At 68.3% G+C, this 25,393-nt stretch carries 23 protein-coding genes and 1 tRNA gene; 11 read left to right on the forward strand and 13 right to left on the reverse strand.

Annotated elements, in window-relative coordinates; genetic code table 11:
* The first annotated feature begins 41 nt into the window (after nt 1-41).
* The 3 genes from F787_RS0101785 to F787_RS0101795 are packed head-to-tail and all read left to right on the forward strand — an operon-like array spanning nt 42 to nt 2,527.
* The gene (locus tag F787_RS0101785) at nt 42-542 is read left to right on the forward strand and encodes a RimK/LysX family protein (protein WP_028491139.1); all 501 of its coding nucleotides are present in this window, start codon (nt 42-44) and stop codon (nt 540-542) included.
* The gene (gene rimK, locus F787_RS0101790; protein ID WP_018869307.1) at nt 539-1,444 is read left to right on the forward strand and encodes a 30S ribosomal protein S6--L-glutamate ligase; all 906 of its coding nucleotides are present in this window, start codon (nt 539-541) and stop codon (nt 1,442-1,444) included. Before F787_RS0101785 ends, rimK begins: the two co-directional genes overlap by 4 nt.
* Nucleotides 1,445-2,527, forward strand: coding sequence for a succinylglutamate desuccinylase/aspartoacylase family protein (locus F787_RS0101795; RefSeq protein ID WP_018869306.1), 1,083 nt, complete (start codon nt 1,445-1,447; stop codon nt 2,525-2,527).
* A 26-nt stretch (nt 2,528-2,553) separates the two neighbouring features.
* Here the strand turns inward: F787_RS0101795 and F787_RS0101800 are convergent, their stop codons facing one another.
* Nucleotides 2,554-3,147: a CBS domain-containing protein gene (locus F787_RS0101800; protein WP_018869305.1), complete on the reverse strand. Its 594-nt coding sequence runs from the start codon at nt 3,145-3,147 to the stop codon at nt 2,554-2,556.
* Nucleotides 3,148-3,575: 428 nt separating this feature from the next.
* Between F787_RS0101800 and F787_RS0101805 the strand changes: the two genes are divergently transcribed.
* From F787_RS0101805 to F787_RS0101815, 3 genes are read left to right on the forward strand one after another with little or no spacing between them, the layout of a single operon-like run.
* A complete protein-coding gene (locus F787_RS0101805) occupies nt 3,576-6,299 on the forward strand; it encodes an EAL domain-containing protein (RefSeq protein WP_028491140.1) in 2,724 nt (907 codons plus the stop codon).
* A 15-nt stretch (nt 6,300-6,314) separates the two neighbouring features.
* Nucleotides 6,315-8,030: an ATPase domain-containing protein gene (locus F787_RS0101810; RefSeq protein WP_028491141.1), complete on the forward strand. Its 1,716-nt coding sequence runs from the start codon at nt 6,315-6,317 to the stop codon at nt 8,028-8,030.
* Entirely contained in the window at nt 8,027-8,338 is a 312-nt protein-coding gene (locus F787_RS0101815) for a circadian clock KaiB family protein (RefSeq protein WP_028491142.1), read from the forward strand. Before F787_RS0101810 ends, F787_RS0101815 begins: the two co-directional genes overlap by 4 nt.
* Nucleotides 8,339-8,347: 9 nt before the next feature.
* Here F787_RS0101815 and F787_RS0101820 read toward each other — a convergent pair.
* Nucleotides 8,348-8,424 (reverse strand) — tRNA-Arg (locus F787_RS0101820).
* 164 nt (nt 8,425-8,588) lie between these two features.
* Here F787_RS0101820 and F787_RS0101825 point away from each other — a divergent pair.
* Nucleotides 8,589-8,921 carry a hypothetical protein gene (locus F787_RS0101825; protein ID WP_018870782.1) on the forward strand — a complete coding sequence of 111 codons (333 nt, stop codon included), beginning with the start codon at nt 8,589-8,591 and terminating at the stop codon, nt 8,919-8,921.
* Between the two features lie 9 nt (nt 8,922-8,930).
* On the opposite strand, the gene F787_RS0101830 is transcribed toward F787_RS0101825, so the two are convergent.
* Entirely contained in the window at nt 8,931-9,632 is a 702-nt protein-coding gene (locus tag F787_RS0101830; protein ID WP_028491143.1) for an arylesterase, read from the reverse strand.
* Between F787_RS0101830 and F787_RS0101835 the strand changes: the two genes are divergently transcribed.
* Nucleotides 9,631-10,341, forward strand: a complete 711-nt coding sequence (locus F787_RS0101835) for an ABC transporter ATP-binding protein (RefSeq protein WP_019590269.1) — start codon at nt 9,631-9,633, stop codon at nt 10,339-10,341. The genes F787_RS0101830 and F787_RS0101835 overlap by 2 nt on opposite strands.
* Nucleotides 10,338-12,857 carry an ABC transporter permease gene (locus F787_RS0101840; protein ID WP_028491144.1) on the forward strand — a complete coding sequence of 840 codons (2,520 nt, stop codon included), beginning with the start codon at nt 10,338-10,340 and terminating at the stop codon, nt 12,855-12,857. The genes F787_RS0101835 and F787_RS0101840 overlap by 4 nt, the downstream gene beginning before the upstream one ends.
* Before the next feature lie 9 nt (nt 12,858-12,866).
* Here the strand turns inward: F787_RS0101840 and F787_RS0101845 are convergent, their stop codons facing one another.
* Nucleotides 12,867-13,745, reverse strand: a complete 879-nt coding sequence (locus F787_RS0101845; RefSeq protein WP_028491145.1) for an undecaprenyl-diphosphate phosphatase — start codon at nt 13,743-13,745, stop codon at nt 12,867-12,869.
* A gap of 101 nt (nt 13,746-13,846) precedes the next feature.
* On the opposite strand from F787_RS0101845, the gene F787_RS0101850 reads away from it, so the two are divergent.
* On the forward strand, nt 13,847-15,553 hold the full coding sequence (locus tag F787_RS0101850) for an ExeM/NucH family extracellular endonuclease (RefSeq protein ID WP_042805568.1): 1,707 nt from the start codon (nt 13,847-13,849) through the stop codon (nt 15,551-15,553).
* An 8-nt stretch (nt 15,554-15,561) separates the two neighbouring features.
* Here F787_RS0101850 and F787_RS0101855 read toward each other — a convergent pair whose 3' ends face one another.
* The 9 genes from F787_RS0101855 to F787_RS0101895 all read right to left on the reverse strand — a co-directional run bounded on the left by F787_RS0101855 (nt 15,562) and on the right by F787_RS0101895 (nt 24,894).
* On the reverse strand, nt 15,562-16,461 hold the full coding sequence (locus F787_RS0101855; protein ID WP_028491147.1) for a mechanosensitive ion channel family protein: 900 nt from the start codon (nt 16,459-16,461) through the stop codon (nt 15,562-15,564).
* Between the two features lie 9 nt (nt 16,462-16,470).
* Nucleotides 16,471-17,283, reverse strand: a complete 813-nt coding sequence (locus F787_RS0101860) for a hypothetical protein (protein WP_028491148.1) — start codon at nt 17,281-17,283, stop codon at nt 16,471-16,473.
* Between the two features lie 93 nt (nt 17,284-17,376).
* Complete coding sequence (locus F787_RS0101865; protein WP_028491149.1) at nt 17,377-18,456, reverse strand: PA0069 family radical SAM protein; 1,080 nt, start codon at nt 18,454-18,456, stop codon at nt 17,377-17,379.
* On the reverse strand, nt 18,446-18,826 hold the full coding sequence (locus F787_RS0101870) for a DUF1992 domain-containing protein (protein WP_028491150.1): 381 nt from the start codon (nt 18,824-18,826) through the stop codon (nt 18,446-18,448). The genes F787_RS0101865 and F787_RS0101870 overlap by 11 nt, the downstream gene beginning before the upstream one ends.
* A gap of 4 nt (nt 18,827-18,830) precedes the next feature.
* The gene (locus F787_RS0101875; RefSeq protein ID WP_026279570.1) at nt 18,831-19,316 is read right to left on the reverse strand and encodes a hypothetical protein; all 486 of its coding nucleotides are present in this window, start codon (nt 19,314-19,316) and stop codon (nt 18,831-18,833) included.
* A gap of 101 nt (nt 19,317-19,417) precedes the next feature.
* The gene (gene pyrC / locus F787_RS0101880) at nt 19,418-20,452 is read right to left on the reverse strand and encodes a dihydroorotase (RefSeq protein WP_028491151.1); all 1,035 of its coding nucleotides are present in this window, start codon (nt 20,450-20,452) and stop codon (nt 19,418-19,420) included.
* A 12-nt stretch (nt 20,453-20,464) separates the two neighbouring features.
* The gene (locus F787_RS0101885; protein ID WP_028491152.1) at nt 20,465-20,731 is read right to left on the reverse strand and encodes a DUF167 domain-containing protein; all 267 of its coding nucleotides are present in this window, start codon (nt 20,729-20,731) and stop codon (nt 20,465-20,467) included.
* 6 nt (nt 20,732-20,737) lie between these two features.
* On the reverse strand, nt 20,738-21,484 hold the full coding sequence (locus tag F787_RS0101890; RefSeq protein ID WP_018870769.1) for a class I SAM-dependent methyltransferase: 747 nt from the start codon (nt 21,482-21,484) through the stop codon (nt 20,738-20,740).
* A gap of 74 nt (nt 21,485-21,558) precedes the next feature.
* Nucleotides 21,559-24,894: a bifunctional diguanylate cyclase/phosphodiesterase gene (locus tag F787_RS0101895; RefSeq protein WP_028491153.1), complete on the reverse strand. Its 3,336-nt coding sequence runs from the start codon at nt 24,892-24,894 to the stop codon at nt 21,559-21,561.
* Nucleotides 24,895-25,146: 252 nt separating this feature from the next.
* Between F787_RS0101895 and F787_RS0101900 the strand changes: the two genes are divergently transcribed.
* A complete protein-coding gene (locus F787_RS0101900) occupies nt 25,147-25,371 on the forward strand; it encodes a hypothetical protein (RefSeq protein WP_018870767.1) in 225 nt (74 codons plus the stop codon).
* The last annotated feature ends 22 nt before the right edge of the window (nt 25,372-25,393 follow it).

Raw genomic sequence — 25,393 nt, forward strand, 5'->3', positions numbered from 1 at the left:
TGCAATCGGCTGTACCCGGAAATCGGGCCCCCGAGGGGCGGATGAAGACCCGTCCGGTACTGGGCTGGCGCGAGTGGGTGGGGCTGCCGGAACTGGGGCTCGACTGGATCAAGTGCAAGGTCGACACCGGCGCGCGCAGCTCGGCGCTGCACGCGTTCGCGATCGAAACCTTCGAACGTGACGGATGCGAGTGGGTCCGCTTCGGCATGCACCCGCGCCAGCACGACAGCACGACCGAGACCTGGTGCGAGGCCCCGGTGCTGGATGTACGCCCGGTCACCGATTCCGGTGGCCACCAGAGCGACCGCTACTTCATCCGTACGCCCGTACGCATCGGGGAATCGCTGCTGCCGGTAGATCTGTCCCTGACCGCTCGCGATACCATGCTGTTTCGCATGCTGCTCGGGCGCGAGGCGATGCGGGGCCGGTTTCTGGTCGACCCCGGCGCATCCTTCGCCCTGGGGAAACCCCCGGAGCAGCCCGACAACCTGCAGCAGGACCACGACGACGAACCCGCAACCAGCCCCCGGGAAACCCCATGAAGATCGGCATCCTGTCGCGCAACGCCAAGCTCTACTCCACCCGCCGCCTGGTCGAGGCCGCCCAGGAACGCGAGCACGAAGTGCGGGTGGTGGACCCGCTGCGCTGCTACATGAACATCACCGCGCACAACCCGCAGATCCACTACAAGGGCGACATCCTCGATGAATTCAACGCGGTGATCCCGCGCATCGGGGCCTCGATCACCTTTTACGGCACGGCGGTGCTGCGCCAGTTCGAGATGATGAACGTCTACCCGCTGAACGAATCGGTGGGCATCTCGCGCTCGCGCGACAAGCTGCGCAGCCTGCAGCTGCTGTCGCGCCGCGGCATAGGACTGCCGGTCACCGGCTTCGCCCACTCGCCGGACGACATCGAGGACCTGCTGGACACGGTCGGCGGCACCCCCTGCGTGATCAAGCTGCTGGAGGGCACCCAGGGGCTGGGCGTGGTGCTGGCCGAGACCAAGCAGGCGGCCGAAAGCGTGATCCAGGCATTCATGGGGCTCAAGCAGCACATCCTGGTGCAGGAATACATCAAGGAGGCGAAAGGGGCGGATGTCCGCTGCTTCGTGATCGGCGACAAGGTCGTCGCGTCGATGAAGCGCCAGGCGAAGGAAGGCGAGTTCCGCTCCAACCTGCATCGCGGCGGCAGCGCCGCGCTTTGCCGCATCACCCCGGAGGAACGCGCCACCGCGGTGCGCGCGGCCAAGGTGATGGGCCTGAACGTGTGCGGCGTCGATCTGCTGCGTTCCAATCACGGCGCGGTGGTCATGGAGGTCAATTCGTCGCCCGGGCTCGAGGGCATCGAGGCCGCCTCGGGCAAGGACGTCGCCGGGATGATCATCGATTTCATCCAGAAGAACGCCAAGCCCAACCGCACCAAGACCAAGGGTCGCGGCTGAATGGCCGGACTGCCGCGGGCCCGCCGCAACCGCCCGGTCACGCTGGGCGACACCACCGTGCAGCCGGGCGAACGGCGCACGGTCGAACTGGAAGTCGGCAGCCTGTACACCCATACCCCGGCGCACATGCCGGTGCAGGTGGTCTGCGGCCGGCAGAAGGGGCCCGTGCTGTTCGTCAGCGCCGCCATCCACGGCGACGAGATCAACGGCGTCGAGATCATCCGGCGCCTGCTCAAGGTGCCGGCCCTGCGGCGGATGAAGGGCACGTTGCTGGCGGTGCCGGTGGTCAACATGCACGGCTTCATCAACCAGAGCCGCTACCTGCCCGACCGGCGCGATCTCAACCGCGTCTTCCCCGGATCCCGCAAGGGCTCGCTGGGGGCCCGGGTCGCACGCCTGTTCATGCGCGAGATCGTGCACAACAGCACCCACGGCATCGACCTGCACACCGGCGCGATCCACCGCTCCAACCTGCCGCAGATCCGCGCCAACCTGGACCACCGCGAGACCCGCGAGATGGCGCAGGCCTTCGGCGCACCGGTGATCCTCAACTCGGCCCTGCGCGACGGCTCCCTGCGCGAGGCCGCCGCGGAGCGGCAGGTCCCCATCCTGCTGTACGAGGCCGGCGAGGCCCTGCGCTTCGACGAGCTCTCCATCCGCGGCGGGGTTCACGGGATCATCGAGGTCATGCGCTATCTGGGCATGCTGCCGGCGCCGCCCCGCCAGCGGCGGCGCAAGGAGCCAGTGATGGCGCGTTCCGCCAGCTGGGTACGCGCACCGGAAAGCGGCATCCTGCGGATCTTCGTGCGCGAAGGGGACCGCGTAACCCGCGACCAGACCCTTCTGGCGATCGTCTCCGACCCGTTCGGCGAACGCGAGACCGAGATCCGCGCCCCGGTATCGGGGATCGTGATCGGCCAGTTGCGCCTGCCCCTGGTGAACGAAGGCGACGCGGTCTTCCACATCGCCCAGTTCCACCGCACCGACATCGCCGTGGAACGCCTCGAAACCTTTCAGGAGGACCTCGAGGCGCCGGGCTACCCCTACGCAGACGGCGGCAACGGGCGCGGCGAAGGCCCCTGAGAGGCCTCCGCCCCTGCCCCGACGGCTCAGGACGCCAGCGACCGCTCCAGCTCGGCGAACGACTGGGCCGGCCCTTCGGGGGACACATCCACCCCCAGCTGGCGCCCGATCTGGGTGGCCGAGAACAGCCCGCACACGGCCTCGCTGCCATCATCCCGGCGCAGCACCACCAGGGCATGCTGACGACCCGATTTCTTCAGGGTCCGGACCACGTCGCCCACTCGCGAATGCTCGACCTTGTCCAGATCCATCGCTTCCAGCTCGCTGACCCTGCTCATTACGTGCTTCACTTCCACCGCCTCGCGGGGGATCCCCTCTTCCTGGGCCGCCCGCACCGGGCCCTCGCCCATGATGTCGCGGGCCGTCACCACACCCTTCACCGAGTCCTGCGCATCGACCACCAGCAACAGACGGACCCCGGCGTGGATCATCCGCTGCAGCGCCTCGTCGGCCCGCATGTCCGCCATGGTCGTCACCGCCGGCACCTTGCGCAGATCGGTCATGGCGCGATCCGCCGGTGAATCCGGTGTCACCCGCGGCGCCAGGACACCGTCGCAACGCAGCACGGCGGTATCCGCGGACAGCGGACGAGTCTGGATGGGGGCAAAGCTGTTGTTCATGAACCGCTCCTTGACGTGGTTGCACGGCCCTCGCGCGAACCCCGCACGAAGGTCATTCCTCTGGAGTGTAGTCAGAAATCTTGCGTCCAGTGTCATTCTGGACGCAGACCCGCTCAGGATCCCCGCAGGCACGAGAGAAACCGGCCGGCGGTGAAACCAATCACAGAGCAGCAGGATGGATCTGTGGGCTACCAACCCTGCAATGCGTCCACCGCCAACGTGGAAGTGACTCGACGGTCACGCATCGGGTCCTGTAATGTTGTGACACAGGTCTCATACAAGGTTTGTAGCAAAATGACCCGCAACCGTTGCCAGCTCCTGCAGGAGCCGGGTCACCCGGCTGACGTCACCCACGCAGCGATGCCCCGTTGCTTTACGACCTCCATAGACGCACGTTTCAGCGACGGCGCCGCACCGGAGCGGCCATCTTGATCCCGGACGGTCTTGCCAGCGTTGATGTGTGCCTGCTCACGGCACTGATCGCCGGTCCCCTTTCCGGCGTCCTCGCGGCACTCGCTTTCCGGCTGTTGTTTCGCCGCATGAAGGCCTCCGAACGAACGCTAAAAATCAGGCTGGAAGAGTACCGGCAGGCTGCCTCGCAGGCCCTGGTGCCCATCGGAGAGCAGGCAGACAAAACCGATCTCGCAGCGACGCTCCGCCGGATGCTCCACTCTTCGGGGGAGACTTCCGCGCAGTTGCGGGCGCAGAAGGAGCTCCTCCAGCACCTCCACGACCTCCTGGAAAATAGCGAAGATCTGTGCGGCATCGCCGATGCCGATTACCGCTACATATGGGCCAACCGCGCCTACCGCGAACATTACGGGCTGACTGACGGGGAGCTCGTGGGGCGTTCACTGCCCGAAATACTGGGCGCGGATTATTTCGAGCAAACGGTCAAACCCTGTCTGGATCGCTGCCTGGGCGGGGAGACTGTGAGGTACGAGACCGAGCGCACCACGACCGATGGCCAGCGCCGTCGACTCCGGGTGAACTACTATCCGCTTGGCCCTGGTCTCGACCGGAAACAGCGGGCGGGAGCGGTCATTACCGACGTCACCGACCTGCGTACGGCCGAGAACGAACTGCAACGCCAGGCCCACCTGATCGAGATGGCCGGCCAGATCGCCCGCGTCGGCGGCTGGTCAGTATATCTCGATGACGGGCGAATCGCCTGGTCACCGGTGGTCGCCGAGATCCATGGCATGCCAGCGGGTTACGCCCCGCCGATCGAGGAGGGGATCAACTTCTACGCGCCCGAGTCGCGCGACCGGATCCGCACCCTGTTCAACGACTGCATCGAACGGAGGCTCCCCTACGACGAAGAGCTGGCCATCATTGACACCGAAGGACAGCGCAAATGGGTACGTGCACTGGGCGAACCGCTTTTTGATGCTGAAGGCCGCATCGTGGGGGCCCAGGGGGCCTTCCAGGATCTGACCCGCCACCGCGAACGTGAGCGCCAGCTCCACCGGTTCCGCCACATTATCGAGCAGAGCCCGGCGGCGGTCGCCGTCACCGACCTGGAAGGCCAAATCGAATACGTGAACCCGGCCTTCGAACGGGTCTCCGGCTATTCCAGAGATGAGCTGTTGGGCCAGACACCGGCCCGGATCCAGAGCGGCAACACGCCGGACGAGGTCTATCGGGATCTTTGGGGCACCATCACCGCCGGGGAGACGTGGACCGGAGAGATCCAGAACCGGCGCAAGGACGGAACCCTGTTCTGGGAACAGGATGTCATTTCGCCGCTCAAGGACGAACAGGGTCGGGTCATCAACTACGTGGCGATCAAGCAGGACATCACCTCCCTGAAGAAGGCCGAGGAGCAACTTCGCCGGCTCGCCTTCGAGGACGCCCTGACCGGACTGCTGTCACGTTCTGGCTTCGAACGGGCGCTGCAGGAACGGATCGATGGGGAGCACTGGCATCCGGCCGGTATCCTGGTGATCACGGACATCGCGGCACTGCGCGACATCAACGAGTCTTACGGCTACGAGGCCGGCGACTGGCTGCTGAAGGAATTCGGGCAGCGTCTGAAAGGACAGGGGGGCGACCACGGCCTGGCGGGCCGGATCGGCGGCGACGAATTCGTTGTCTTCCTCCCCGAACCCCGCGAGCCGCCGGAACTCGAGCTGGGCGAGCTGCACGCCGCATTGACCGCGCCCTTCGCGATGCACGGCGCGGAGTTCGAGGTCGCGATTCGCATGGGCTTTACTCGTATGGGTACCCGGCGTCGCACGGCGGAGGATCTGCTGCACGAGGCGGAGCTCGCCCAGTTCCGCAACCATGCCGAGGCCTCCCAGCTCTGGTCGGCGTTCACCCGTCAACTGCTCGAGGAAACCCAGCAGCGCATCGACCTCACGCGCGATCTGCGTCAGGCCCTCAACGAGGACCAGCTCGAACTCCACTTCCAGCCCAAGGTGGACCTGGCCAGTGGCCGGCTGGTGTCCTGCGAGGCGCTGCTGCGCTGGAATCACCCCGAGCGCGGCCTGCTCCCGCCGGACCTGTTCATCAGCCTGGCCGAGCAGAGTCAGCAAATCACCGCAGTGGGCGACTGGGCGCTCGCGCGGGCCTGCCAGCATCTGCGCGAATGGCGCGATGCGGGCCTGGAACCGGTCCGTGTGGCGGTCAACGTGTCGCTGACGCAGTTCGAGGTCGGCAACTTTGCACGACGCGTGCAAAGCATCCTTGAAGAATCGGGGGTCGCCCCCGAGGAACTGGCACTGGAGGTTACGGAAGGGGTGTTCATCGGGCAGTCTCCCGCCCTGTTGCAACAGATACGCGTCCTGCATGAAATGGGCGTGCGCCTGTCCCTGGACGATTTCGGCACCGGCTATTCCTCGCTGCTTTACATCAAGGAATATCCCTTCGACGAGATCAAGATCGACCAGGGCTTCGTGTTCCATCTGCTGGACGAACCTTTCCATCGCCACATCGTGGAGACGGTGGTGACACTGGCCCGGGCGATGGATGCGGAAGTCATTGCCGAAGGCATCGAGTCCGCGCAGGTTGCGGAGGCCCTGCTGGAAATGGGCTGCCCCTTCGGACAGGGCTATTACTACAGCATGCCGCTGGAAGCGGAGGACTTCCGCTGGTTGCTGGAGCAGCGAGGGCGCCTGCCGCTGGGCAGCACTCACCCGCCATCGACCTGAACAACCGGAGTCCGCATGGACCGACCCCAAAACACACTGCAAAAGTTCGAAACCGGCATCGCCGGGCTCGACCGTGCCACTCGCGGCGGCCTGCCCAAAGGCCAGGCGACGCTTGTCCTCGGCCAACCCGCCGCCGGCAAGACCGTGCTGTGTCTGCAGATCCTGGCCCGAGCGGTGGAACAGGGTGAACGCGGCGTTTTCGTGACCTTCGAGGAATCGCCCGAGCAGGTGCGGCGCGACGCCGCCTCGTTCGACTGGGGCGCCGGGCTGCTGGACTCCGAACGCTGGCAGCTGATCGACGCACGCCCGCATCCGGGGGCCGAGGCGGCCGGCGAATTCGACATGGGAGGCTTGCTGAGTGCCGTCACGCCCGCGGCCGACGGCGATGCAGGCTGGGTGATTTTCGACGGCATCGACCAGCTCCTGCAGCTCCAGCCAAACCCGCATGCCGCCATCGAGCAGATCCGCCGAATCAACGATCACTGCGAGACCCACGGTCAGGCGGTGCTGATCACCGGCAAGGCACGGGGTGACGGCCCCGCACCGGCCTGGCTGGAGGGCATCGAGTTCCTGTTGTCGTCGAGCCTGCTGCTGTCGGCGCGCGTGGTCCAGCAGAAGCTCAACCGCTCACTGCGCATTACCAAGTATCGGGGAAGCGACCATGTCGCCGACGAAATGCCAATGCTGATCGATGGCGAGGGCATCCAGCTCCCCTACCACGAGGCCCCTCCGATCGGTCAGCCAGCGGCCGGCAGCGAACGGCTGACCACCGGCATCCCGCGTCTGGACAGCCTCCTGGATGGCGGCATCCATCGCGGTTCCAGCCTGCTGATCTCCGGTCGCCCCGGGACCGCCAAGAGCACCCTGGCGGGTACCTTCGCAGAGACCCGGGCAAGGGAAGGCGGACGCGTGCTGTACATCAGTTTCGATGAGCTGGAATCGGCCTACGTGCGCAACCTGACATCGGTGGGGATCGACCTGGCCACCCCGATCGCCCGCGGGGTCGTCCATTTTCAGGATTTTTCCGCCTACGCCTCCAGCGTCACCGAACAATTCCTCGCATTGCGACGCCTCATCGACGGATTCGCTCCCGACTGTCTGATCATCGATCCGGTCTCCGCCTTGCTGAAAGCCAGTGCCACCGAAGGCGCCCATCTGGCGACCGAGCAGCTGACCGATCTGGCCCGGCGACGCGGCATCACCACCGTCCTGACCGCACTGAGCGGTGTAGAGGACCCGGAGGGAGAAGCCACCCTGGGCCATGTCTCCACGTTGGCCGATACCTGGATTGTCGTCGGTTACAACGAACGCGGGGGCGAACGTAACCGGTCGCTGTCCATCGTGAAATCGCGCGGTTCGGCTCACTCCAATCAGCAGCGCGAACTAATCCTGTCCGACAGCGGACTGGACCTCGCGGATGTTTACGCATCCGGCTCGGAGGTGCTGATGGGGACGGCGCGCGCGATGAAGGAACGCGAGGATCAGGAGCGGGAGCGCCAGCGACAGCTGGAACGCGAACGTCGGCGCCTGGACCTGGAACAGCGCATCCTGCAGGCGGAGAAAGAACAACAGCGCCTGGAGGCCGAACGCGACCACCTGGATCGGACAAGCGGCGAGACGGATCGTCTGGAACACGATTATCACGAAGAAATCCGCCGCCGCCGGGACCCGGATCACGATCCGGAACCCTTCAAAGAAGGTCAGCATGCCGACGGAGGAAAACAGCATTGAACGAGAATCAGGACCATCGCGAAGCCTCCATCCCCGTGCTGACCCTCTTCGTAACCGGATCGGCACCCCGCTCGCAGCGCGCGCGGGCCAACCTCGCCCGAATGCTGGAGCAAATCGGCCGCTCCGACATGCAACCTCAGGAGGTCGATCTTCTAGAACAGCCCGAACAGGGCATCACCCAGTCGGTGTTCGCCACGCCATCACTGCTGAAGACCGACACCCATGGCGAAGTCTCCGTGCTCTACGGGGATCTGTCCGAGGAGGAGAAGCTGCGGCGGTTCCTGGCCGAACTGGGAACCGACGGGTAAACCGGAAGATGGCGTCCCCGGCAGGATTCGAACCTGCGACCTACCCCTTAGGAGGGGGTTGCTCTGTCCAGCTGAGCTACGGAGACGCGGGCGGGAAACCGGATTATACGCGTGGCAGACAGCATGTCGAAAACGCCGCCCGGTTCGCCTGCAAGCAGGCTCCTGCCATTCCGCTCGCATCGGGTGCGATTCAAACTTAACGGGGCGGCACGGGGTGGCGCCCCGCGCGCCGGCGAACTAATGTACGGTCATGGAGAAGCTGAACTCGGAGCAAACCGGCCGTCTGATCGATCTGCTGTGCCCGCTGGTAGGGGTGCGTGGCGAGGTGGACGGACATGTGGTTGAACTGGTCGACATCCTCGACGAGGGGCCGGGCGGTCAGCCGGGCATCGCGCTGATGGATGCCGGCGTGGACCGCAGCATCCAGACCAATCAGTACGGTGATCCGCTGTCGCGCCATTCCCGGGTGCGGACCCTGCCGTTGCTGAGCGAGGTGGAACCCGATCTGCACCCGGTGCTGCGCGCGCTGATCCCGGCCGAGGTGCTGCAGCGCTGCCGCGAGGAACTGCGCCCCGAAGACTGAACCGGTGCCTCAGTCCCGGTTGCCATTCAGCGTTTCCCGGGCTTCGACCTGCTCCAGCAGCGGTTCCAGTTCCGGCCAGACATTCTCCAGCAGCTGCGGCTGCGCCTCGGCCGACGGATGGATCCCGTCGTCATGCATCATCACCTCGTCGTCGGCGATCCCGTCCAGAAAGAACGGTTCGAAGGCCAGCTCGCGTTCTTCCGCCAGGTCCCGGAACACCGCCTCGAAGCGGTCCGTATACTGGGGACCGTAGTTGGGCGGAATGCGGATGCCCAGCAACAGGGTCTTCGCGCCCGCGGCGTCGATGGCATCCAGCATGGCCTCGAGGTTCTCGCGCATGGCGGCGGGCGCCAGCCCGCGCAGGCCATCATTGCCGCCCAGTTCCAGGATGACGACATCCGGCTCGACGCGTTCCAGCTCGTCCGGGAGGCGCTGCCGGCCGCCGGCCGTGGTCTCGCCGCTGATCGAGGCGTTGTGCACCCGCCAGTGGCCATCCCGCGCTTCGAGGCGATCTTCCAGCAGGGCCACCCAGCTTTCGTCCTCGCTCATGCCCCACGCCGCGCTGAGCGAATCGCCGAACACCAGCAGGCCATGGGTGTCGTCCTCCGGGGCCTTGTGGGCAGAATTCTCCGCCGGCGGGGAATTCGCGGCGAGCGGAAGACTCAACAGCAGGGCAAGATACCCAAAGACCAGCAACGGGAAACGCGACATGGATGCATCCTCGCAAGCAGTACTGGAAGCCACGGACCTGCGCCAGCGGGTGGAGGGTCCCAGCGGCACGCTGGACATCCTTCGCGGCGTGTCCCTGGCGGTCAACCCGGGCGAGACGGTCGCCATCCTCGGCGCCTCCGGCTCGGGCAAGTCGACCCTTCTGGGCCTTCTCGCGGGTCTTGACGCCCCCAGTGGCGGAGAAGTTCGCCTGCTGGGCAAGACGATCAGCGAACTGGACGAGGACGGCCGCGCGGCCCTGCGCGCCGGACGGGTCGGTTTCGTGTTCCAGTCGTTCCAGCTGCTGCCGGCCCTGACCGCACTGGAAAACGTCCTCCTGCCGCTGGAGCTCAACCCGGAACACGCGCAGCAGCCGGCCGCGGAGCTGACCCGCCGCGCCCACGAGGCGCTGGAGCGCGTGGGACTGACCGAGCGCGCGCGCCACTATCCGCACCAGCTCTCTGGCGGCGAGCAGCAGCGCGTGGCGATCGCGCGGGCGATCGTCGACCGGCCGGCCATCCTGTTCGCCGACGAGCCCACCGGCAACCTCGACGGGCGCACCGGCGAACGCATCATCGAACACCTGTTCGCCCTCACCGACGATCCCGAACCCGGCCACGTCCCCGCTGCCCTGCTGCTGGTCACCCACGACCCCGAACTGGCGCAGCGCTGCGACCGCATCATCCGCATCCAGGACGGGGTCCTGGCATGAGTCCGGCGTCCGGACTGCATCATCCGCTGCGCCAGCTGCGGGGATGGCTGCGAGGCACCCGCCAGGAGTGGCGTTCGGCCGAACTGCGGGTACTGGCCGCCGCCCTGGTGGTGGCAGTGGCCGCGGTAGCTGCCGTCGGCTTCTTCACCGACCGCGTCGACCGCGGCATGGCCGACGAGGCGGCCTCCCTGCTGGGCGGGGACCTGTCGGTGGTCGCGCGCGACCCGATCCCCGACGAGTGGGTGGAAGAAGCCCGGGAACGTGGGCTGGAACAGGTACGCACGGCCGCCCTGCCCTCGGTGCTGTTCGGCGCGGAGGACCGCTCGCGACTGAGTTCCCTGCGCGCGGTGGGTCCCGACTGGCCGCTGGTGGGCGAGGCCCGCATCCGCGATGCCGAGGGCCGGGAACGGGCCGTCACCGAGGGACCGGAGTCCGGCGAGGCCTGGCTGGAGAGCAGCCTGCTGAACGACCTCGGTCTGGAACCGGGGGATACGGTCACCGTCGGACGCCGGGATCTGGAGATCACCGCGGTCCTGACCCTGGAACCCGACCGCGGCAGTGCGCTCACCGATCTCGCACCGCGGCTGCTGCTCGCCTACCAGGACCTGGAATCGACCGAACTGATCGGCCCCGGCAGCCGGGTGCGCTACCAGTTCCACCTGCGCGGGGCGGACAACGCGGTGGCCGGGTTCGAACAGTGGCTGGAACCACGTCTGGAATCCGGGCAGCGCGTCCAGGGCCTGGAGGACGCCAGTCCGGAGCTGCGCGCGGCGATCGAGCGCGCCGAGCGCTTCCTCGGCCTGGCGTCGCTGATGGCCGTGCTGCTGGCCGGGGCCGCGATCGCGGTGGCGGCGCATCACTTTGCCCAGCGCCGCGCCGACTCGGCGGCGATCATGCGCGCCCTGGGGGCCAGTGCGCGGCGGGTGCTGGCGGTGTATTTCGGGCGTGTGCTGCTGGTCGCCCTGATCGCCTCGCTGATCGGGCTGGCCATCGGCTTCGCCGCGCAGTTCGTGCTCGCCGCCCTGCTCGGGGACTGGCTGGACGCCGATCTGCCCGCACCCGGCCTGCGACCGGTGGTCGCCGGACTGGGCGTCGGCCTGATCACCGCCGCCGGCTTCGCCCTGCCGGCGATGCTGCGCATCGGACAGGTCCCGCCGCTGCGGGTGCTGCGCCGCGACATCGGCCTGCCCTCGGCCTCGGTGTGGCTGTCGGGCGGGCTGGCGGTGGCGGCCTTCGGCGCCCTGCTTTGGTGGCAGGCGGCCGATGCGCAGCTCGCCCTGTGGGTCCTGCTGGGCACGGCCGGGGCCCTGCTGATCCTCGGCCTGCTGGGGGCGGCCCTGGTCCTGGCGGTACGCCCGCTGCGTGACCGCGGCGGCATCGCGCTGCGTTTCGGCCTGGCCAATCTGGCGCGACGCGGCGGGCTCAGTGCAGTGCAGCTGGTGGCCTTCAGCGTGGGCATCCTCGCGCTGCTGCTGCTGGCGATCGTGCGCGTCGATCTGCTGGAGGCCTGGGATGCCAGCATCCCCGAGGATGCGCCCAACCACTTCTACGTGAACATCCAGCCGGGAGAGCAGGACCGGTTGGCCGAACGCATGGTCGAGGCCGGGCTGGAACGTCCGCAGATGGACCCGATGATCCGCGGCCGACTGGTCGCCATCAACGACCTGCCGGTGGGTCCCGAGGACTTCGACGACGAGCGCACCCGACGCCTGCTGGACCGCGAGTTCAACCTGTCCTACGCGGAACAGCCACCGGAGCACAACCCGGTGGTGGAAGGCCACTGGACCCTTGACCAGCCGGATTCCGACGGGCTCTCGGTGGAGGCCGGGCTGATGGAACGCCTGGGGCTGGAACTGGGCGACAGCCTGACCTTCCGCATCGGCGGACGCGCGGTGCGCGGGACCATCACGAACGTGCGCGAGGTCAACTGGGACAGCTTCCGGGTGAACTTCTTCGTCACCGGCGCTCCCGCCCTGCTGGGCGAGCAGCCGCGCACCTATATCACCGCGTTCCGCCTGCCGGAGGACATGCACGACGCCCAGAGCCGCTGGCTGCGCGATTTCCCGGCGGTCACCGCGATCGATGTCAGCGCGATCCTGGAGCGCGTGCGCGACATCATCGAACAGGCCACGCGCGCCGTGGAGTACGTATTCCTGTTCACCCTGGTGGCCGGACTGACGGTGCTGTTCGCCGCGGTCCAGGCAACCCGCGACGTCCGCCGGCGCGAGGCCGCGCTGCTGCGCACCCTGGGCGCACGGCGCCGCGACATCCGCAACGCGCTGCTGGCCGAGTTCGGAACCCTGGGCTTTCTCGCCGGGCTGCTGGCGGCGATCATCGCCACCGCGATCGGGGCTCTGCTGGCCTGGCAGGTGTTCGACTTCGACTACCGCATCAACCCGATGACGTTCGTCTACGGGATTGGCGGCGGCACCCTCGGCATCGCACTGGCCGGGTGGCTGGGAACCCGGCGGGTGCTGGATCAGGCACCGCTCACGGTGCTGCGCGGGCCGGAGTGACGCGGTGGTTCAGTGGCCGTACATCACGCCGGTATCGAGGAACCCGAACAGCACGAGGAAGGCCAGGATCCACACATAGATGGAGAACACCTTCAGGCTGGAGCGATAGAGGAAGAACAGCACCATCTTCAGCGACACCACGCCGACCACCGCGGAGACCACGAACCCGGTGATCAGCGCGGACCATGGCAGATCGCCCAGGCCGTCGTGGTTGAACACGTCCAGCGACTGCACGGCGGTGGCCGCGAGGATGGTCGGGATCGCGAGGAAGAAGCTGTATTCCGCCGCCCAGCGCCGCTTGAGCCCGCTGAACAGGCCGAACACGATGGTCATGCCACTGCGGCTGAGCCCCGGCACCAGGGCAAAGCCCTGGGCCACGCCGATCACCGTCGCGATGCGCGGGTTCAGCCTGCGCAGCCCCAGCGGGCGCCGGCTCAGGCGGTCGGTCCACCACAGCAGCACGCCGGTCAGGGTCAGGGTCCCGGCGATCAGCACCGGGTTGGCGAACACCTGCTCGAAGGCCGCCTTGAGGGTAAAGCCCACCGCGGCGGTCGCGGCCACCGACAGCACGCACAGCATCGCCAGGCGGAAGAACAGCATCTCGCGCCGCGCCTCGCCGCGCCGCGCGGCCCACTGCCAGCTCTCGCGCAGGATGCCGCCGGAGAGCTGCCACAGGCTGCGGCGAAACACATAGACGATCGACACCAGCGTGCCCACATGCACCACCAGATCGAACAGGATCATCTCCGGGCTTTCGGGCGGCGGCAGTTCGTGGCCCTGGCCGATCAGCCAGTGCTGGGTGAGCACCAGGTGCGCGGTTGAACTCACCGGCACGAACATGAAAATACCCTGTACGATCCCCAGCAGGGTCGCGATCCAGATCGCCATGGCCGTTCGCTCTTGTCCGCGGGCGGGAAAGGCGCCGCAGTATACGGAAATCACACCACGAAATCGCCGGGCGCCGTCACACGCCCGCCAGGGAAGAAACCATGCATGCACCGACCCGCCACACCCCGCGCGCCGTGCGGAACCCTCGCGCCACCACCGCCGCCCTGATCCTGCTGCTGGCCCCGGTCCTGCCGGGGGCGGCCGCCGCCGACTGTCCCGCCCCACCGGCCGACGAACGCATGGCCCTCGACGAGCTGCGCGCCGGCGCGGTGGACGAGGATCAACCCGTGGTCGCCGAGGGCACGGTCAGCGGCGTGTTCCACGGCGAGGACGCGCTGGGCGGGTTCTATCTGCAGGACGATGCGACCGACCCGCCCACCGGGCTGTTCGTGTACGCCCCGGACCACGCGGACACCGACCTGGCACCCGGCGACCGGGTACAGGTCCATGCCCGTTTCGGCCGCCACCACGGCCGCCCGCAGCTGTCCCAAGTGCAGGCACTGGAGCGCTGCCGGCGCGGCGAACCCCCGCAGGCCGTGACCCTGCGCCTGCCGGAAGACGCCGATCGGCTGGAGGCCCTGGAAGACGTGCGCGTGCGTTTCGACCAGACCCTGACGGTCACCGCCAATCGCGAACTGGCGCGCTACGGCAGCCTCGACCTTGCCGCCGGCGGGCGCCTGCGCCACCCGGGCCAGACCGGGGCCTTCGGTGATCCGGATGCCGGCGACGGCGACGCGGACCGCCGCATCGTGCTGGACGACGGCAGCTACCGCGCCCGACCCGACCCGGTGCCGTATCTGGACGACCACGGCACCCGCCGCGTCGGCAGTCGGGTGGGGGGCCTGACCGGCATCCTGACCCACGCCTTCGATGCCCACCGCGTGCATCCGGTGGATCCGCCGCAATGGGAGGACGGGGAACGCCCCGATCCGCCGCCCGAGCCCGGCGACGACACCCTGCGCATCGCGACCGCGAACCTGGAGAACGACTTCGTCACCCTGGGCGAGCGCGGCGCGCAGGATCCCGCCGAACGCGAACGCCAGACCGCCAAGCTGGACGCCCAGCTCGCGGGCCTGGCGATGGACGTCCTCGCATTCGTGGAGCTGGAGAACCGCCCCGCCGCCGGCCGCGAGCTGCGCGAGCGGGTGGATGCCCTGGACGAGCGCACAAACATGCGCAAGGCCGCCCACCCCGACAGCGGGTCCGACGCCATCCAGGTCGGCCTGCTCTACGACCGCGAGCGGGTAGAACTGCTGGACACCGCGGCCGACGGGGATGCGGTCCACCATCGCCCGCCGCTGCTGGGCTGGTTCCGTTCACGCGACGGCGGCGAGCCCTTCGGCGTGGTGGCCGTGCACTTCAAGGCCAAGACCGGCTGTCCGGAGCACGGAGACATCGACCGCGGTCAGGGCTGCTGGAACCAGCGCCGCACCGAGCAGGCCGAGCGCCTGGCGGAGTGGATCGCCCGGCAGCGCGAGGCCAGACCGGACGACCCGCCGGTGATCATCGCCGGCGATCTCAACAGCTACGCCGCCGAAGACCCGCTGGCCGCCCTGCGCGCGGCCGGCAAGCAGGACCTGGTGGCCACGGATCCGGAGACCATCCACACCTACGTGTTCCGCGGCCGCTCGGGGCAGCTGGATTACCTGCTCGGCCCGGAGGCGCTGGCCGCGCGGGTCGTGGCCGCCGACACCTGGCCGGTGAACGCCGACGAACCCGTGTTCCTCGGCTTCGACGGCGCCCATCCGGCCGACGGCCCCTGGCGCGCTTCCGACCACGACCCGGTGTGGCTCGATCTGCGCCCGTAGGCCGCCGGTCAGCGATTACCGGGGGTATTGTCCACCGGCGGGACCTCGGGCCCGGGCGCCGGCTCGTCTCCGGAGACCACACGCACCGGGAAGGGGGCGCCGGTCAGCGAACCCAGGGTGCGCTGCGGGAACGGGATCTCGATGCCGGCCTCGTCGAAGGCCTTTTTCACCGCGATGTGCATGCGATTGCGCAGGTCGAGGAAGTTTTCCCGCTTCGCCCAGACCGAGAACTGCAGTTTCAGTGCCGAGTCACCGAATTCGAGGAAGATGAACAGCGGGCGCGGCTCCTCCAGACACAGCGGTTCGCGATCGGCCACGTCCGTCAGGATCTCGCGCACCCGCACGATGTCGGCGTGATAGGCGACGCCGATCTGCATGTCCAGGCGCCGGATCGGAAAGCGCGTGAGGTTGGTCAGCTGCGATTTCACCAGGGTCTCGTTGGGTACCCGCACCATCAGGTTCTCGAAGGTGCGCAGCTTGACCGACAGCATGTCGATTGACAGCACCTCGCCGGTCACGTCGCCCACCCGGACCACGTCGCCCACCGCGAACGGGCGCTCGCCGATCAGGAACAGGCCCGAGATCAGGTTGGAGGCGGAGGTCTGCGAGGCAAAGCCGATGGCCACCGTCAGGATGCCCGCGGCCCCCAGCAGCACGGTCAGGTCGAAGCCCAGCTCGCGCAGGGCCGATACCCCGGCCAGCACCAGCACCAGGTAGAAACCGATGCGTCGCACCAGCATCGCCTGCTGGGCGTCCAGATGGCGCCCCGCGACCCGGATCAGGGTGCGCGACACCACCCGCGCGAGCAGCAGCCCCACCCCCAGATAGATCGCCGCGCGGACCCAGGCGAGCACCGCGTCGGCGGTCATCAGCTCCACACTGCGCGCGATCCAGGAACCCTCTTCCATCTCGCCCCCCTACTGGAACAGTGCGCTGAACGCGCGCAGGCTGAAGCGGCTGCCACCCGATTCACGCGGTTCGGCCACCCGCCGCGCGCGGGGCGACTCGGCCGGCGGACCCTCGCCCAGCTTGACCTCGGCCAGGTCCCGTTCGGGCTCGTGCTGTACCCGCACCGCCGAAGTCCACAGGCGGCCGCGCGCGTCCGCATACACCGGCAGGCGCGGCACCGGCAGCTTGATGCGCTCCAGCAGCAGGGTGTCGCGGGCGGCATTGTGCACCGTCAGCGGCGTCAGCACGCGATGGGCGCGCTCGGGCACGTCTTCGAGGGTCATGCGCGCCTGGGTGCGGCTGGCATAGCACAGCTCGCCCTCCACCGTGTTCGGGCCGAACCAGGTATCGGAGGCGGGATACGCGGGGAACTCGTGGAGCCGGGTCTCTCCCAGCCGCAGCTGCACCCAGGCGGGCGTGCTCACATACAGGGTGACCTCGCCGCCCGCGGGCACATGGAACGGCGCCTCCGGACGACTGACCACCGGCCGGTCGGCCAGGGCCACGGCCAGCGTGGCCGTCGCCCCGCCGGGGGTGCCGGCAAACCGCCGCTGCTCCGCCGGTTTCTCGGGCACCGGCTCGCGCGCCGGGATCTCGCGCCGGAAACCGCTTTCCTCCGGATCCCGCTCGCGCGCCAGCCACAGGTCCCACTCATCGGCGCAGCGTTTCAGCCACAGGTCCAGCGGCCCGATCGCCCAGTGCCCGGTGGTCCCGGGCGGCAGCTCCACCGGACCCCACCAGCCGGCATCCTCACCGGAATTCGAATGTACGCGTACGCCCATGGGACCCTCCCTCTCCGGGCCACTGTAGCGCGAAGAAGCGCGCGGCAGAAGCGACCCGCCGGCCCGACCACGCCCCGGCACCGGGGGAGCGGCTCAGAACAGGTCCAGCTGCCGGTCGTCGGCCGGCCGCGCAGGCGCCGGGGGGCGAAACTGCGAGCAATCGAGCTGCCCGGACCAGCGGTCCAGCCCGTGGCGGCGCCGCGCGAGGGCAAAGCGCTGTCCCAGCAGATCGGCCCACGCCCCGGAGCCCCGCATGCGCTGGCCAAAGCTGGAATCGTAGACCCGCCCGCCGTGCGCTTCGCGCAGGCGGGCCAGTACGTGCTCCGCCTTCAGCGGTTCGTGGGTCCGCAGCCACTCCTCGAACAGCCCCGCCACCTCGCGCGGCAGGCGCAGCAGTACGTAGTCGGCCGACACCGCGCCGGCCGCGGCCGCCGCCTCCAGCAGGGCCTCGGTCTCGCCATCCGTGAGCACCGGAATCAGCGGCGCCACCAGCACGCTGACCGGAACCCCGGCCGCGGTCAGTCGCCGAATGGTCTCCAGGCGCCGCTGCGGCGCCGCGGCACGCGGTTCCAGGCGACGGGACAGACCCCGGTCCAGAGTAGTCAGCGACACCGCCACCTGTGCCAGCCCGGCGCGGCCCATCGGCCCCAGCAGGTCGAGATCGCGTTCCACCAGCGCCGACTTGGTGACGATGGACACCGGATGGCCGGTCTCCGCCAGCACCTCCAGCAGCTCGCGGGTGACCCGCCATTCGCGCTCCACCGGCTGGTAGGCATCGGTGTTGATGCCCAGCGCGACCGGCGACGGCCGGTAGTTGCGCGCGCCCAGTTCGCGCCGCAGCACGACCGCCGCGCCGGTCTTCACGTACAGCCGGCTCTCGAAGTCCAGTCCGGGCGACAGCCCCACATAGGCATGCGCCGGCCGCGCGAAACAGTAGGCGCAGCCATGTTCGCAGCCCCGATAGGGGTTGATGGACAGGGTGAACGGAACATCCGGCGAGTCGTTGCGCACCAGCAGGCTGCGCGGCGTCTCCGGGGTCACTTCGGTGCGCAGCGCCGGGGCGGCTTCGTCGTCCCCGACCCAGCCGTCGTCCACGGGTTCGCGCTGCAGGGGTTCATAGCGGGCGGCCGGCCGGCTGGCGCTACCCCGGCCGCGCGGTGGCTCACTCGCCATCGAGCCTTGCGCACAGGGCCCGGAAATACCCGGACTCGGTGGCCAGCCCGGCATCGCCACCGGTGCGCCCGCGCTCGCGCGCCAGTCGGTCCAGCAGCACACGCAGACGGCGCGAATGGCGTTCCCGGCCCTCGGGGTCCTCGGCCTCGCGCAGCAGGGCCTCCACCGAGGCGATCTCGCCGCGCAGCCGGACCTCTTCCGGCACGTAGCCGGCGTTCTTCATGATGCGAAACGCCATGCGCATGTCTTCCGGCACGTCGCGGTTGTCATCCAGCTCCAGCGGCCGCCCGGCCCCGGGCAGATCATCAAACTCCCCGCGCCGCGCGGCATCGGCCAGCTGCGCCTCGATCTGCGCCTCGTTCAGCAACATGGCGTCAGACGGCACCGCCCTGCTGGGCGACCGGCAGCATCCACAGCGTCAGCGACAGCAGGATGGCCGTCAGGCTCACCCCGAAGATCGGCAGCATCATCACGCCGGCCAGTGGTTCACGCCGGAACAGCCGGATGCCCATGCCGCCCAGGCTGATCGCCCAGCCCACGGCCACGAAGAACGACAGGGCGTTGATCTCCCAGGTCCACAGGGCAATCAGGCCCAGCGGCAGGCCCAGGTTGAGTACCACCAGCCCCATCTCCTGAGAGCCCGCGGCCTTGCCGGCCGACAGGGCGTAGGCATAGGCGGCCCAGATCATCATCAGGCCGAAGCCCAGGGCACCGGCCGCGGGCGACTCCAGCGGGGCGCGCAGGATGGCCGCACCCGCCGGCTCCAGCTGCACGCCAAGCCCGATGATGGCCGCGGCCACCCCCAGGCTGATCAGCAGCCAGAACCAGAGGGTTCCGCGCTGCACTTCAGGTTCGGTCACACTGTCCCGCACGTTGACTCCTTGCGAAAACGCATTGAAAGGTTCTGGTCGGAGAGACCGCGCCAACCGCCCCGTGGTTCAAACCGGGGGCGGTGCGGACTTCACTCCGCCACCCGCCAGGCGATGGTCTCGCCCGCCCGCAGGGGTACACCCGGATCGTGTCCGAACAGGACCGCCTCGGGCACCGTCCATTCCGCGCGCTCCAGGGTGATGGTGCCGGTGTTGCGCGGCATGCCGTAGAAATCGGCACCATGATGACTGGCGAAGCCCTCCAGGCGGTCCAGCGCGCCGGCCGCCGCGAAGGCCTCGGCGTACAGCTCGATGGCCGCATGCGCGGAATAGATGCCCGCGCAACCGCAGGCCGACTCCTTGGCGTGGCGCGGATGCGGTGCGGAATCGGTCCCGAGGAAGAAACGCGGGTGCCCGCTGGTCGCCGCCCGCACCAATGCTTCCCGGTGACGCTCGCGTTTGAGGATCGGCAGGCAGAAATGATGCGGCCGCATGCCGCCGGCAAACAGCGCATTGCGGTTGTACAGCAGGTGCTGCGGGGTGATGGTCGCGCCCACGTTATTCGGCGCGGATTCCACGAAGGACACCGCCGCCTCGGTCGTCACGTGTTCCAGCACGATGCGCAGCCCGGGGAAGTCGCGCACCAGGCCCTGCAGGTGCCGTTCGATGAACACCGCCTCGCGGTCAAAGATGTCCACGTCCGGGTCGGTGACCTCGCCGTGGATCAGCAGCGGCAGCCCGGCCCGCTCCATCGCCTCGAACACCGGGTAGCAACGGCGGATGTCGGTGACCCCGCTGGCGGAATGCGTGGTGGCCCCCGCCGGGTACAGCTTCACCGCATGGACAAAGCCGGATTGCCGCGCCGCATCGATCATCCCGGGCGTGGTCTCCTCGGTCAGATAGAGCGTCATCAGCGGCTCGAAGTCGGCCTCGTCCGGGAGTGCCGCGAGGATGCGGTCGCGGTACGCGGCCGCCGCATCCACCGAGGTCACCGGGGGCTTGAGGTTCGGCATCACGATCGCCCGGCGAAAGCGCCGCACGGTGTCCGGCAGCACCGAGGCGAGGATGTCCCCGTCGCGCAGATGCAGGTGCCAGTCGTCGGGACGGGTCAGCGTCAGGCGTTCCATCAGTAATCCTTGTCAGCCAGCGAAATGTTCGCGCAGTGCGGCCTCGCCCCGGCCCTCGACCTCCACAGTCTTGTCGCGGCCGGTCTGGCCGCTCACCACCCGCACCGAATCCGCCGGCAGCCCCAGTTCGGCCGCCAGCAGGCGTTCGACGGCCCGGTTGGCGCGCCCCTTTTCCGGCGCGGCCCGGACTCGCAGTTTGAGGGCGTCGCCCATCCAGCCCACCACCGCATCCTCGCGGGCACCGGGGGAGACGCGCAGCTTCAGTCGGGCCAGGGCCACGCGGTATCAGGCCGGACGCGTGGCCATGTAGGCGGAGAAGACCCCCAGCTGCACTTCACGGTGGACGTCCTCGAAGCCCACCGATTCCAGCGTCTCCATGATCTCCTCCGGGGGCACGCACTGGTCAATGGTTTCCCAGAAATACCGCATCAGAGTATGCCCGTCCGGATCACGTGTCAGCACACGGCTGAGAAACGGGATGAAATCGCGGAAGTAGAAACGGGCCATGACCATCTGCCGCTTCGTCCGCGGACGCGAGACCTCGAGGATCATGCAGCGCCCGCCGGGCTTGAGCGCGCGAAAGTACTCCGCAAACGCCTCGCGCAGATCCCGCACGTGACGCAGACCGTAGCCCATGTACACGCGGTCGAACTGCTCGCTGGCGACCGGCAGATCCTCGGCCAGCCCCTGGATGAAGCGCGAATTCAGCTTGCCCCGCGCCACATCGATCATCCCGCGCGACGGATCCACGCAGGTGATGCGCTCATCGCCGGTGATCTTGCGGATCTCTTCGGCCACCGGCCCGGTCCCGGTCGCCACATCCAGGACCTCCATGTCCGGCTGCAGACCGGACTGCTTGAGCGAGTAGCGGCGATACGCCTGCCCCGTACCCAGAAAACCGAACCGCAGGATCCGGTCGTAGTAGGGCGCGGTGCGGTCGAACAGGTCGTCGACGAATGCGCGCTTGTTGCTTTCGTCCCCGTAATAGTCCTTGAGGACAGGATGCGGTTTCCGCTCCGGATCGGTTTCCATCGGTTCTGCTCTCCCCTGTGCCCGGTGCCGGGCCGGCCCAACAAGCCGCGAAGTGTACCAATTCCCGGCGCGCCTCACCCCCCCTGTTCGGAGGTGGTCAGAACGTCGCGCTCGAATTCCGCCACCGGTAGCGGCCGGCTGGCAAAGTAGCCCTGATAAAAATCGCAGCTCAGCGCACACAGCGCCTCCAGCTGTTCGGCGGTCTCCACGCCCTCGGCCACCACGGTCAGCCCCAGCCCGTGCGCCATCGCCACGATCGCGGTGGTGATCGACTGGTCATGCACGTCATCCTCGTGCACCACTCCGGCGATGCCGTCGACGAAGCTCTTGTCGATCTTGAGGGTGTCCACCGCAAAGCTCTTCAGCTGCGACAGCGAGGAATAGCCCGTGCCGAAGTCATCCACGGCGAAATGCACGCCCCGCCCCCGCAGCGATTCCAGAATGCGACGGGCCCGCTCGGCATCCGCCATCAGCGCGGACTCGGTGATCTCCAGCTCCAGGCATTCCGGCGGCAGTCCGTGCTCGTCCAGGGTGGCGGCGACCTGTTCATCCAGCGCCATCCGTCGGAACTGCAGCGCAGACACATTCACCGCCAGCCGGATCGGAGGATAACCCGCGTCCAGCCAGGCCCGTCCCTGCCGGATCACCTCCTGCAGGACCCAGGTGCCCAGCTCCACGATCAGGCCGGTCTTCTCCGCGACCGGGATGAAACGACCGGGCGACACGCGCCCCAGCACCGGATCGTTCCAGCGCAGCAGGGCCTCGGCCCCGATCAGGCGCCCCGTCGCGATCTCGTACTGCGGCTGGTAATGGACCTCCAGGTGGTCATGCTCCATCGCGCGGCGCAGACGCGAGCTGAGATCGATGCGCTCGCGCGCCGCCTCGGTATAGGCGTCCGAGTAGTAACGATACGACCCGCGCCCCTCTTCCTTGGCGCGCGACAGCGCGGTGCCCGCCTGCTGCAGCAGCGCCTCGGAACCGGCCCCGTGATCCGGGAACAGCGCGATCCCGACGGTCGCCACCACCTCGACCTCGACTCCGTTGCCCAGGTCACAGGGCTCGGCCAGGTGGCGGATCATGGATTCGGCAATCATGCCGGCGTCGTCCGGGTGGGCCAGATTCTCCACCACCACCGCGAATTCGTCCCCGGCCAGCCGCGCCACGGTATCGGTTCCGCGGCGCTCGCGCTGCAGCCGGATGGCCGCGCTGCGCAGCAGGGCATCGCCGGCGGCGTGGCCGTGGCTGTCATTGACGTCCTTGAAGCGGTCGAGATCCACGATCAGCAGCGCCAGCACCCCGTTGCGCCGCCGCATCAGCGAGATGCCATGGCCCAGACGTGCCAGCAGCAGGCGACGGTTGGGCAGCTCGGTCAGCGGATCATGATGCGCCAGGTAGTCCAGCTCCTCCTCCGAGGCCTTGATCCGCGAGATATCGGCGAACACCGACACGTAATGCGTGAGCCGGCCCTGCGGGTCGTGCACCGCCGTGATGCTCTGCAGCTCGGGGAACACCTCGCCGTTCTTGCGCCGGTTCCAGATCTCCCCCTGCCAGTGTCCGTAGAGCTCCAGCTGGCGGAACATGTTCTGGTAGAAGGTGCGGTCATGCCGGCCGGACTGGAACATCTTCGGCGTGCGCCCGATCACTTCGTCCTGGGTATAGCCCATCAGCTCGGTGAACGCGCGGTTCACCGACAGGATGTGCGCCGTACTGTCGGTGATCACGACGCCCTCGCGGGTATTCTCGAACACCACCGACGCCAGGCGCCGGCGTTCCTCCTCCTCCCGGCGCCGGGTGATGTCCTCCACCGTGACCACAACGCGGTCCAGGCTGCCGTCCGCGTGGCGAGTACACTTCAGGGAGAGGTGCGCCACCATCACGCTGCCATCCGCCCGCAGCAGGCGCTTTTCCACGTCATAGCCGTCGCGCCGGCCTTCACGCATCTCGCGATCCAGATCGGCACCCAGGGAACGGTCCTCGGGGTGCGCAAGGCGGTCCCAGTCGAGCTTCGCCAGTTCTTCCGGCCGGTAACCCAGCATGTCGCCCAGGCAGTCGTTGACGCGCTCCCAGCCCTGACCACCCGGCCCTGACACCGCCATGCCCACGAACGGCATGTCGAAGAACACCCGCAACAGGCGGTCCTGTTCCGAATGCGACTGCATCAGCCGCAGGTTGCGCTGAAGCCATTGCTGACGCCCCACCAGCGCCCCGGCGCCGGCCATCAGCAACCAGACCAGCAACAGGGCTCCGCCGGTCCATGCCGCCTGCCGATGCGCCCCGGCCACCAGGGGCGCGCGATCCCGCTTGACCACTACCGACCAGTCATCGAGCTCGAGGCCACGCACCGCCGCCAGACGACCATTATCCTCCTCGCCCAGCGATCCGATCTGCACCGCCTCGCCGGAACCGCTGCGCAGCAGGCGGCTTTCCAGCTGCGCAAACTCCGCCGGGGGTTCCACGCGCCGGGCGGACTCACCGTCCAGCCGCATCACCACCGGCGCGCGGTCGGACGGATGACTGACCAGCCAGGTGGCCGCATCCCCGTCTTCCAGGTCGATGGCGGCCCCGAGCAGCGGAGCCAGGCGATCCAGATCGGCGGAAAACAGCACCACCGCCAGCGGTTCCGAGTTGCGATCGCCGGGATGATGCAAAGGCGCGGCCCAGTGCAGCCGGGTCGTCCCTGCGTCGTCCACGGCGTCCACGTGCGCCCGGCTGACGACTCCGCTCTGCATCGCTTCCACGCGGGCCGCTCTGGCCGCGGCCCGCTGGAAGGACTCATCCCCCGCAACCAGCAGTTCCGCGTGTTCCTCCGCCCCCAGGATCGCCACGGAGCGATAACCGTAGGCCGTCCGGATCGCCTGCAGGCGGTTCTCCAGCGTGGTGCGCGCGACCTCGGAGTCGTGGCGCTGCAACGAGCGGACAAACGCGGTGAAACCGCGCGCATCCGCCAGGATTCGAGCATCTCCGGCGCGCTCCGCCATCCACCGATCCACCAGCCCGCCCTTGAGAAAGGCAGTGGCCCGCAATTCTTCGCGCACCTGCTGATCCGCGGTGGCCTGAGCGATATGGAACGTGCCGAAGGCGACACCACCGACCGAACCGGCGACCGCCACCGCGAGGGCGACCCAGACCCAGGGCTGGCGACCGCGCAGCAGTGTCAGACCGCCGCCGTTACGCGTCCGCGCGCCCCGACGGACCCCGAATGTCCGCATGGCCAGGTACAGCAGTCCGCCACTCACCCAGACGAACCCCAGGCCCTTCAGCAGACTGACCCGGGTCAGGCTCGCCTCGATCCCGAAGCTCCACATGAAGAGCATGTCGGACAGCGCGACCCACAGGGAGCCCGCCACGAGATAGCCGAGCGCGATCAGTGCGGCCGGGCTGAGCCGAAACACCGGAGGACGGGAAAACATCAACACCGGACACCGGCTGGAAGACAAGACACGTAACGGGATCCCCTGTGTGAAAACCCCGGCTCTGCGGCCGGTTGAAGAATGGAAGCTTCCCCCTCGACAAGCCCCCCGGCTCGGACGCATGGTCTACGCTCGAATCAGGGGCTTCACGGGAACGGCATACGCCCTTGAGAATTTTACGCCCCCAATCCTGTCACAGTATTGACCTGGATCAAGTCACCAACGCGCGACCATCCGCAAAAGGAGCCGCCCATGGACGTCAAGAACGAGAACGGCATCGTCACGCTGACGCTGGACAAGAAAACGGCCAAAAGCATCACCGAAAACCTGACGGAACTGAATGGCGAGGTCCGCAACGGCGCCCGCGCGCTGTCTTCGGTTCTGCAGCAGGGCGTGTACGAGCTGGACAACGAGTTCCGCCAGCCGCCGCACGCATTCGACGAACATGCGCCGCGCCAGCCCTCGATCGAGGACTGAACCAGCGACTCAAACGGGAGGA

Origin of the sequence: Thioalkalivibrio sp. ALE19 (genome assembly GCF_000428605.1) — a bacterium.
Classification (GTDB): domain Bacteria; phylum Pseudomonadota; class Gammaproteobacteria; order Ectothiorhodospirales; family Ectothiorhodospiraceae; genus Thioalkalivibrio.

Coding starts and splice junctions, on each gene's coding strand:
- F787_RS0101800 (WP_018869305.1), bottom strand. CDS start 3,147: ATGAACAACAGCTTTGCCCCCATCCAGACTCGTCCGCTGTCCGCGGAT.
- F787_RS0101900 (WP_018870767.1), top strand. CDS start 25,147: ATGGACGTCAAGAACGAGAACGGCATCGTCACGCTGACGCTGGACAAG.
- F787_RS0101855 (WP_028491147.1), bottom strand. CDS start 16,461: ATGGAAGAGGGTTCCTGGATCGCGCGCAGTGTGGAGCTGATGACCGCC.
- F787_RS0101795 (WP_018869306.1), top strand. CDS start 1,445: ATGGCCGGACTGCCGCGGGCCCGCCGCAACCGCCCGGTCACGCTGGGC.
- F787_RS0101870 (WP_028491150.1), bottom strand. CDS start 18,826: ATGTTGCTGAACGAGGCGCAGATCGAGGCGCAGCTGGCCGATGCCGCG.
- F787_RS0101860 (WP_028491148.1), bottom strand. CDS start 17,283: ATGGGCGTACGCGTACATTCGAATTCCGGTGAGGATGCCGGCTGGTGG.
- F787_RS0101865 (WP_028491149.1), bottom strand. CDS start 18,456: ATGGCGAGTGAGCCACCGCGCGGCCGGGGTAGCGCCAGCCGGCCGGCC.
- F787_RS0101845 (WP_028491145.1), bottom strand. CDS start 13,745: ATGGCGATCTGGATCGCGACCCTGCTGGGGATCGTACAGGGTATTTTC.
- F787_RS0101830 (WP_028491143.1), bottom strand. CDS start 9,632: ATGTCGCGTTTCCCGTTGCTGGTCTTTGGGTATCTTGCCCTGCTGTTG.
- F787_RS0101810 (WP_028491141.1), top strand. CDS start 6,315: ATGGACCGACCCCAAAACACACTGCAAAAGTTCGAAACCGGCATCGCC.
- F787_RS0101850 (WP_042805568.1), top strand. CDS start 13,847: ATGCATGCACCGACCCGCCACACCCCGCGCGCCGTGCGGAACCCTCGC.
- F787_RS0101825 (WP_018870782.1), top strand. CDS start 8,589: ATGGAGAAGCTGAACTCGGAGCAAACCGGCCGTCTGATCGATCTGCTG.
- F787_RS0101835 (WP_019590269.1), top strand. CDS start 9,631: ATGGATGCATCCTCGCAAGCAGTACTGGAAGCCACGGACCTGCGCCAG.
- rimK (WP_018869307.1), top strand. CDS start 539: ATGAAGATCGGCATCCTGTCGCGCAACGCCAAGCTCTACTCCACCCGC.
- F787_RS0101890 (WP_018870769.1), bottom strand. CDS start 21,484: ATGGAAACCGATCCGGAGCGGAAACCGCATCCTGTCCTCAAGGACTAT.
- F787_RS0101895 (WP_028491153.1), bottom strand. CDS start 24,894: ATGTTTTCCCGTCCTCCGGTGTTTCGGCTCAGCCCGGCCGCACTGATC.
- F787_RS0101840 (WP_028491144.1), top strand. CDS start 10,338: ATGAGTCCGGCGTCCGGACTGCATCATCCGCTGCGCCAGCTGCGGGGA.
- F787_RS0101785 (WP_028491139.1), top strand. CDS start 42: ATGAAGACCCGTCCGGTACTGGGCTGGCGCGAGTGGGTGGGGCTGCCG.
- pyrC (WP_028491151.1), bottom strand. CDS start 20,452: ATGGAACGCCTGACGCTGACCCGTCCCGACGACTGGCACCTGCATCTG.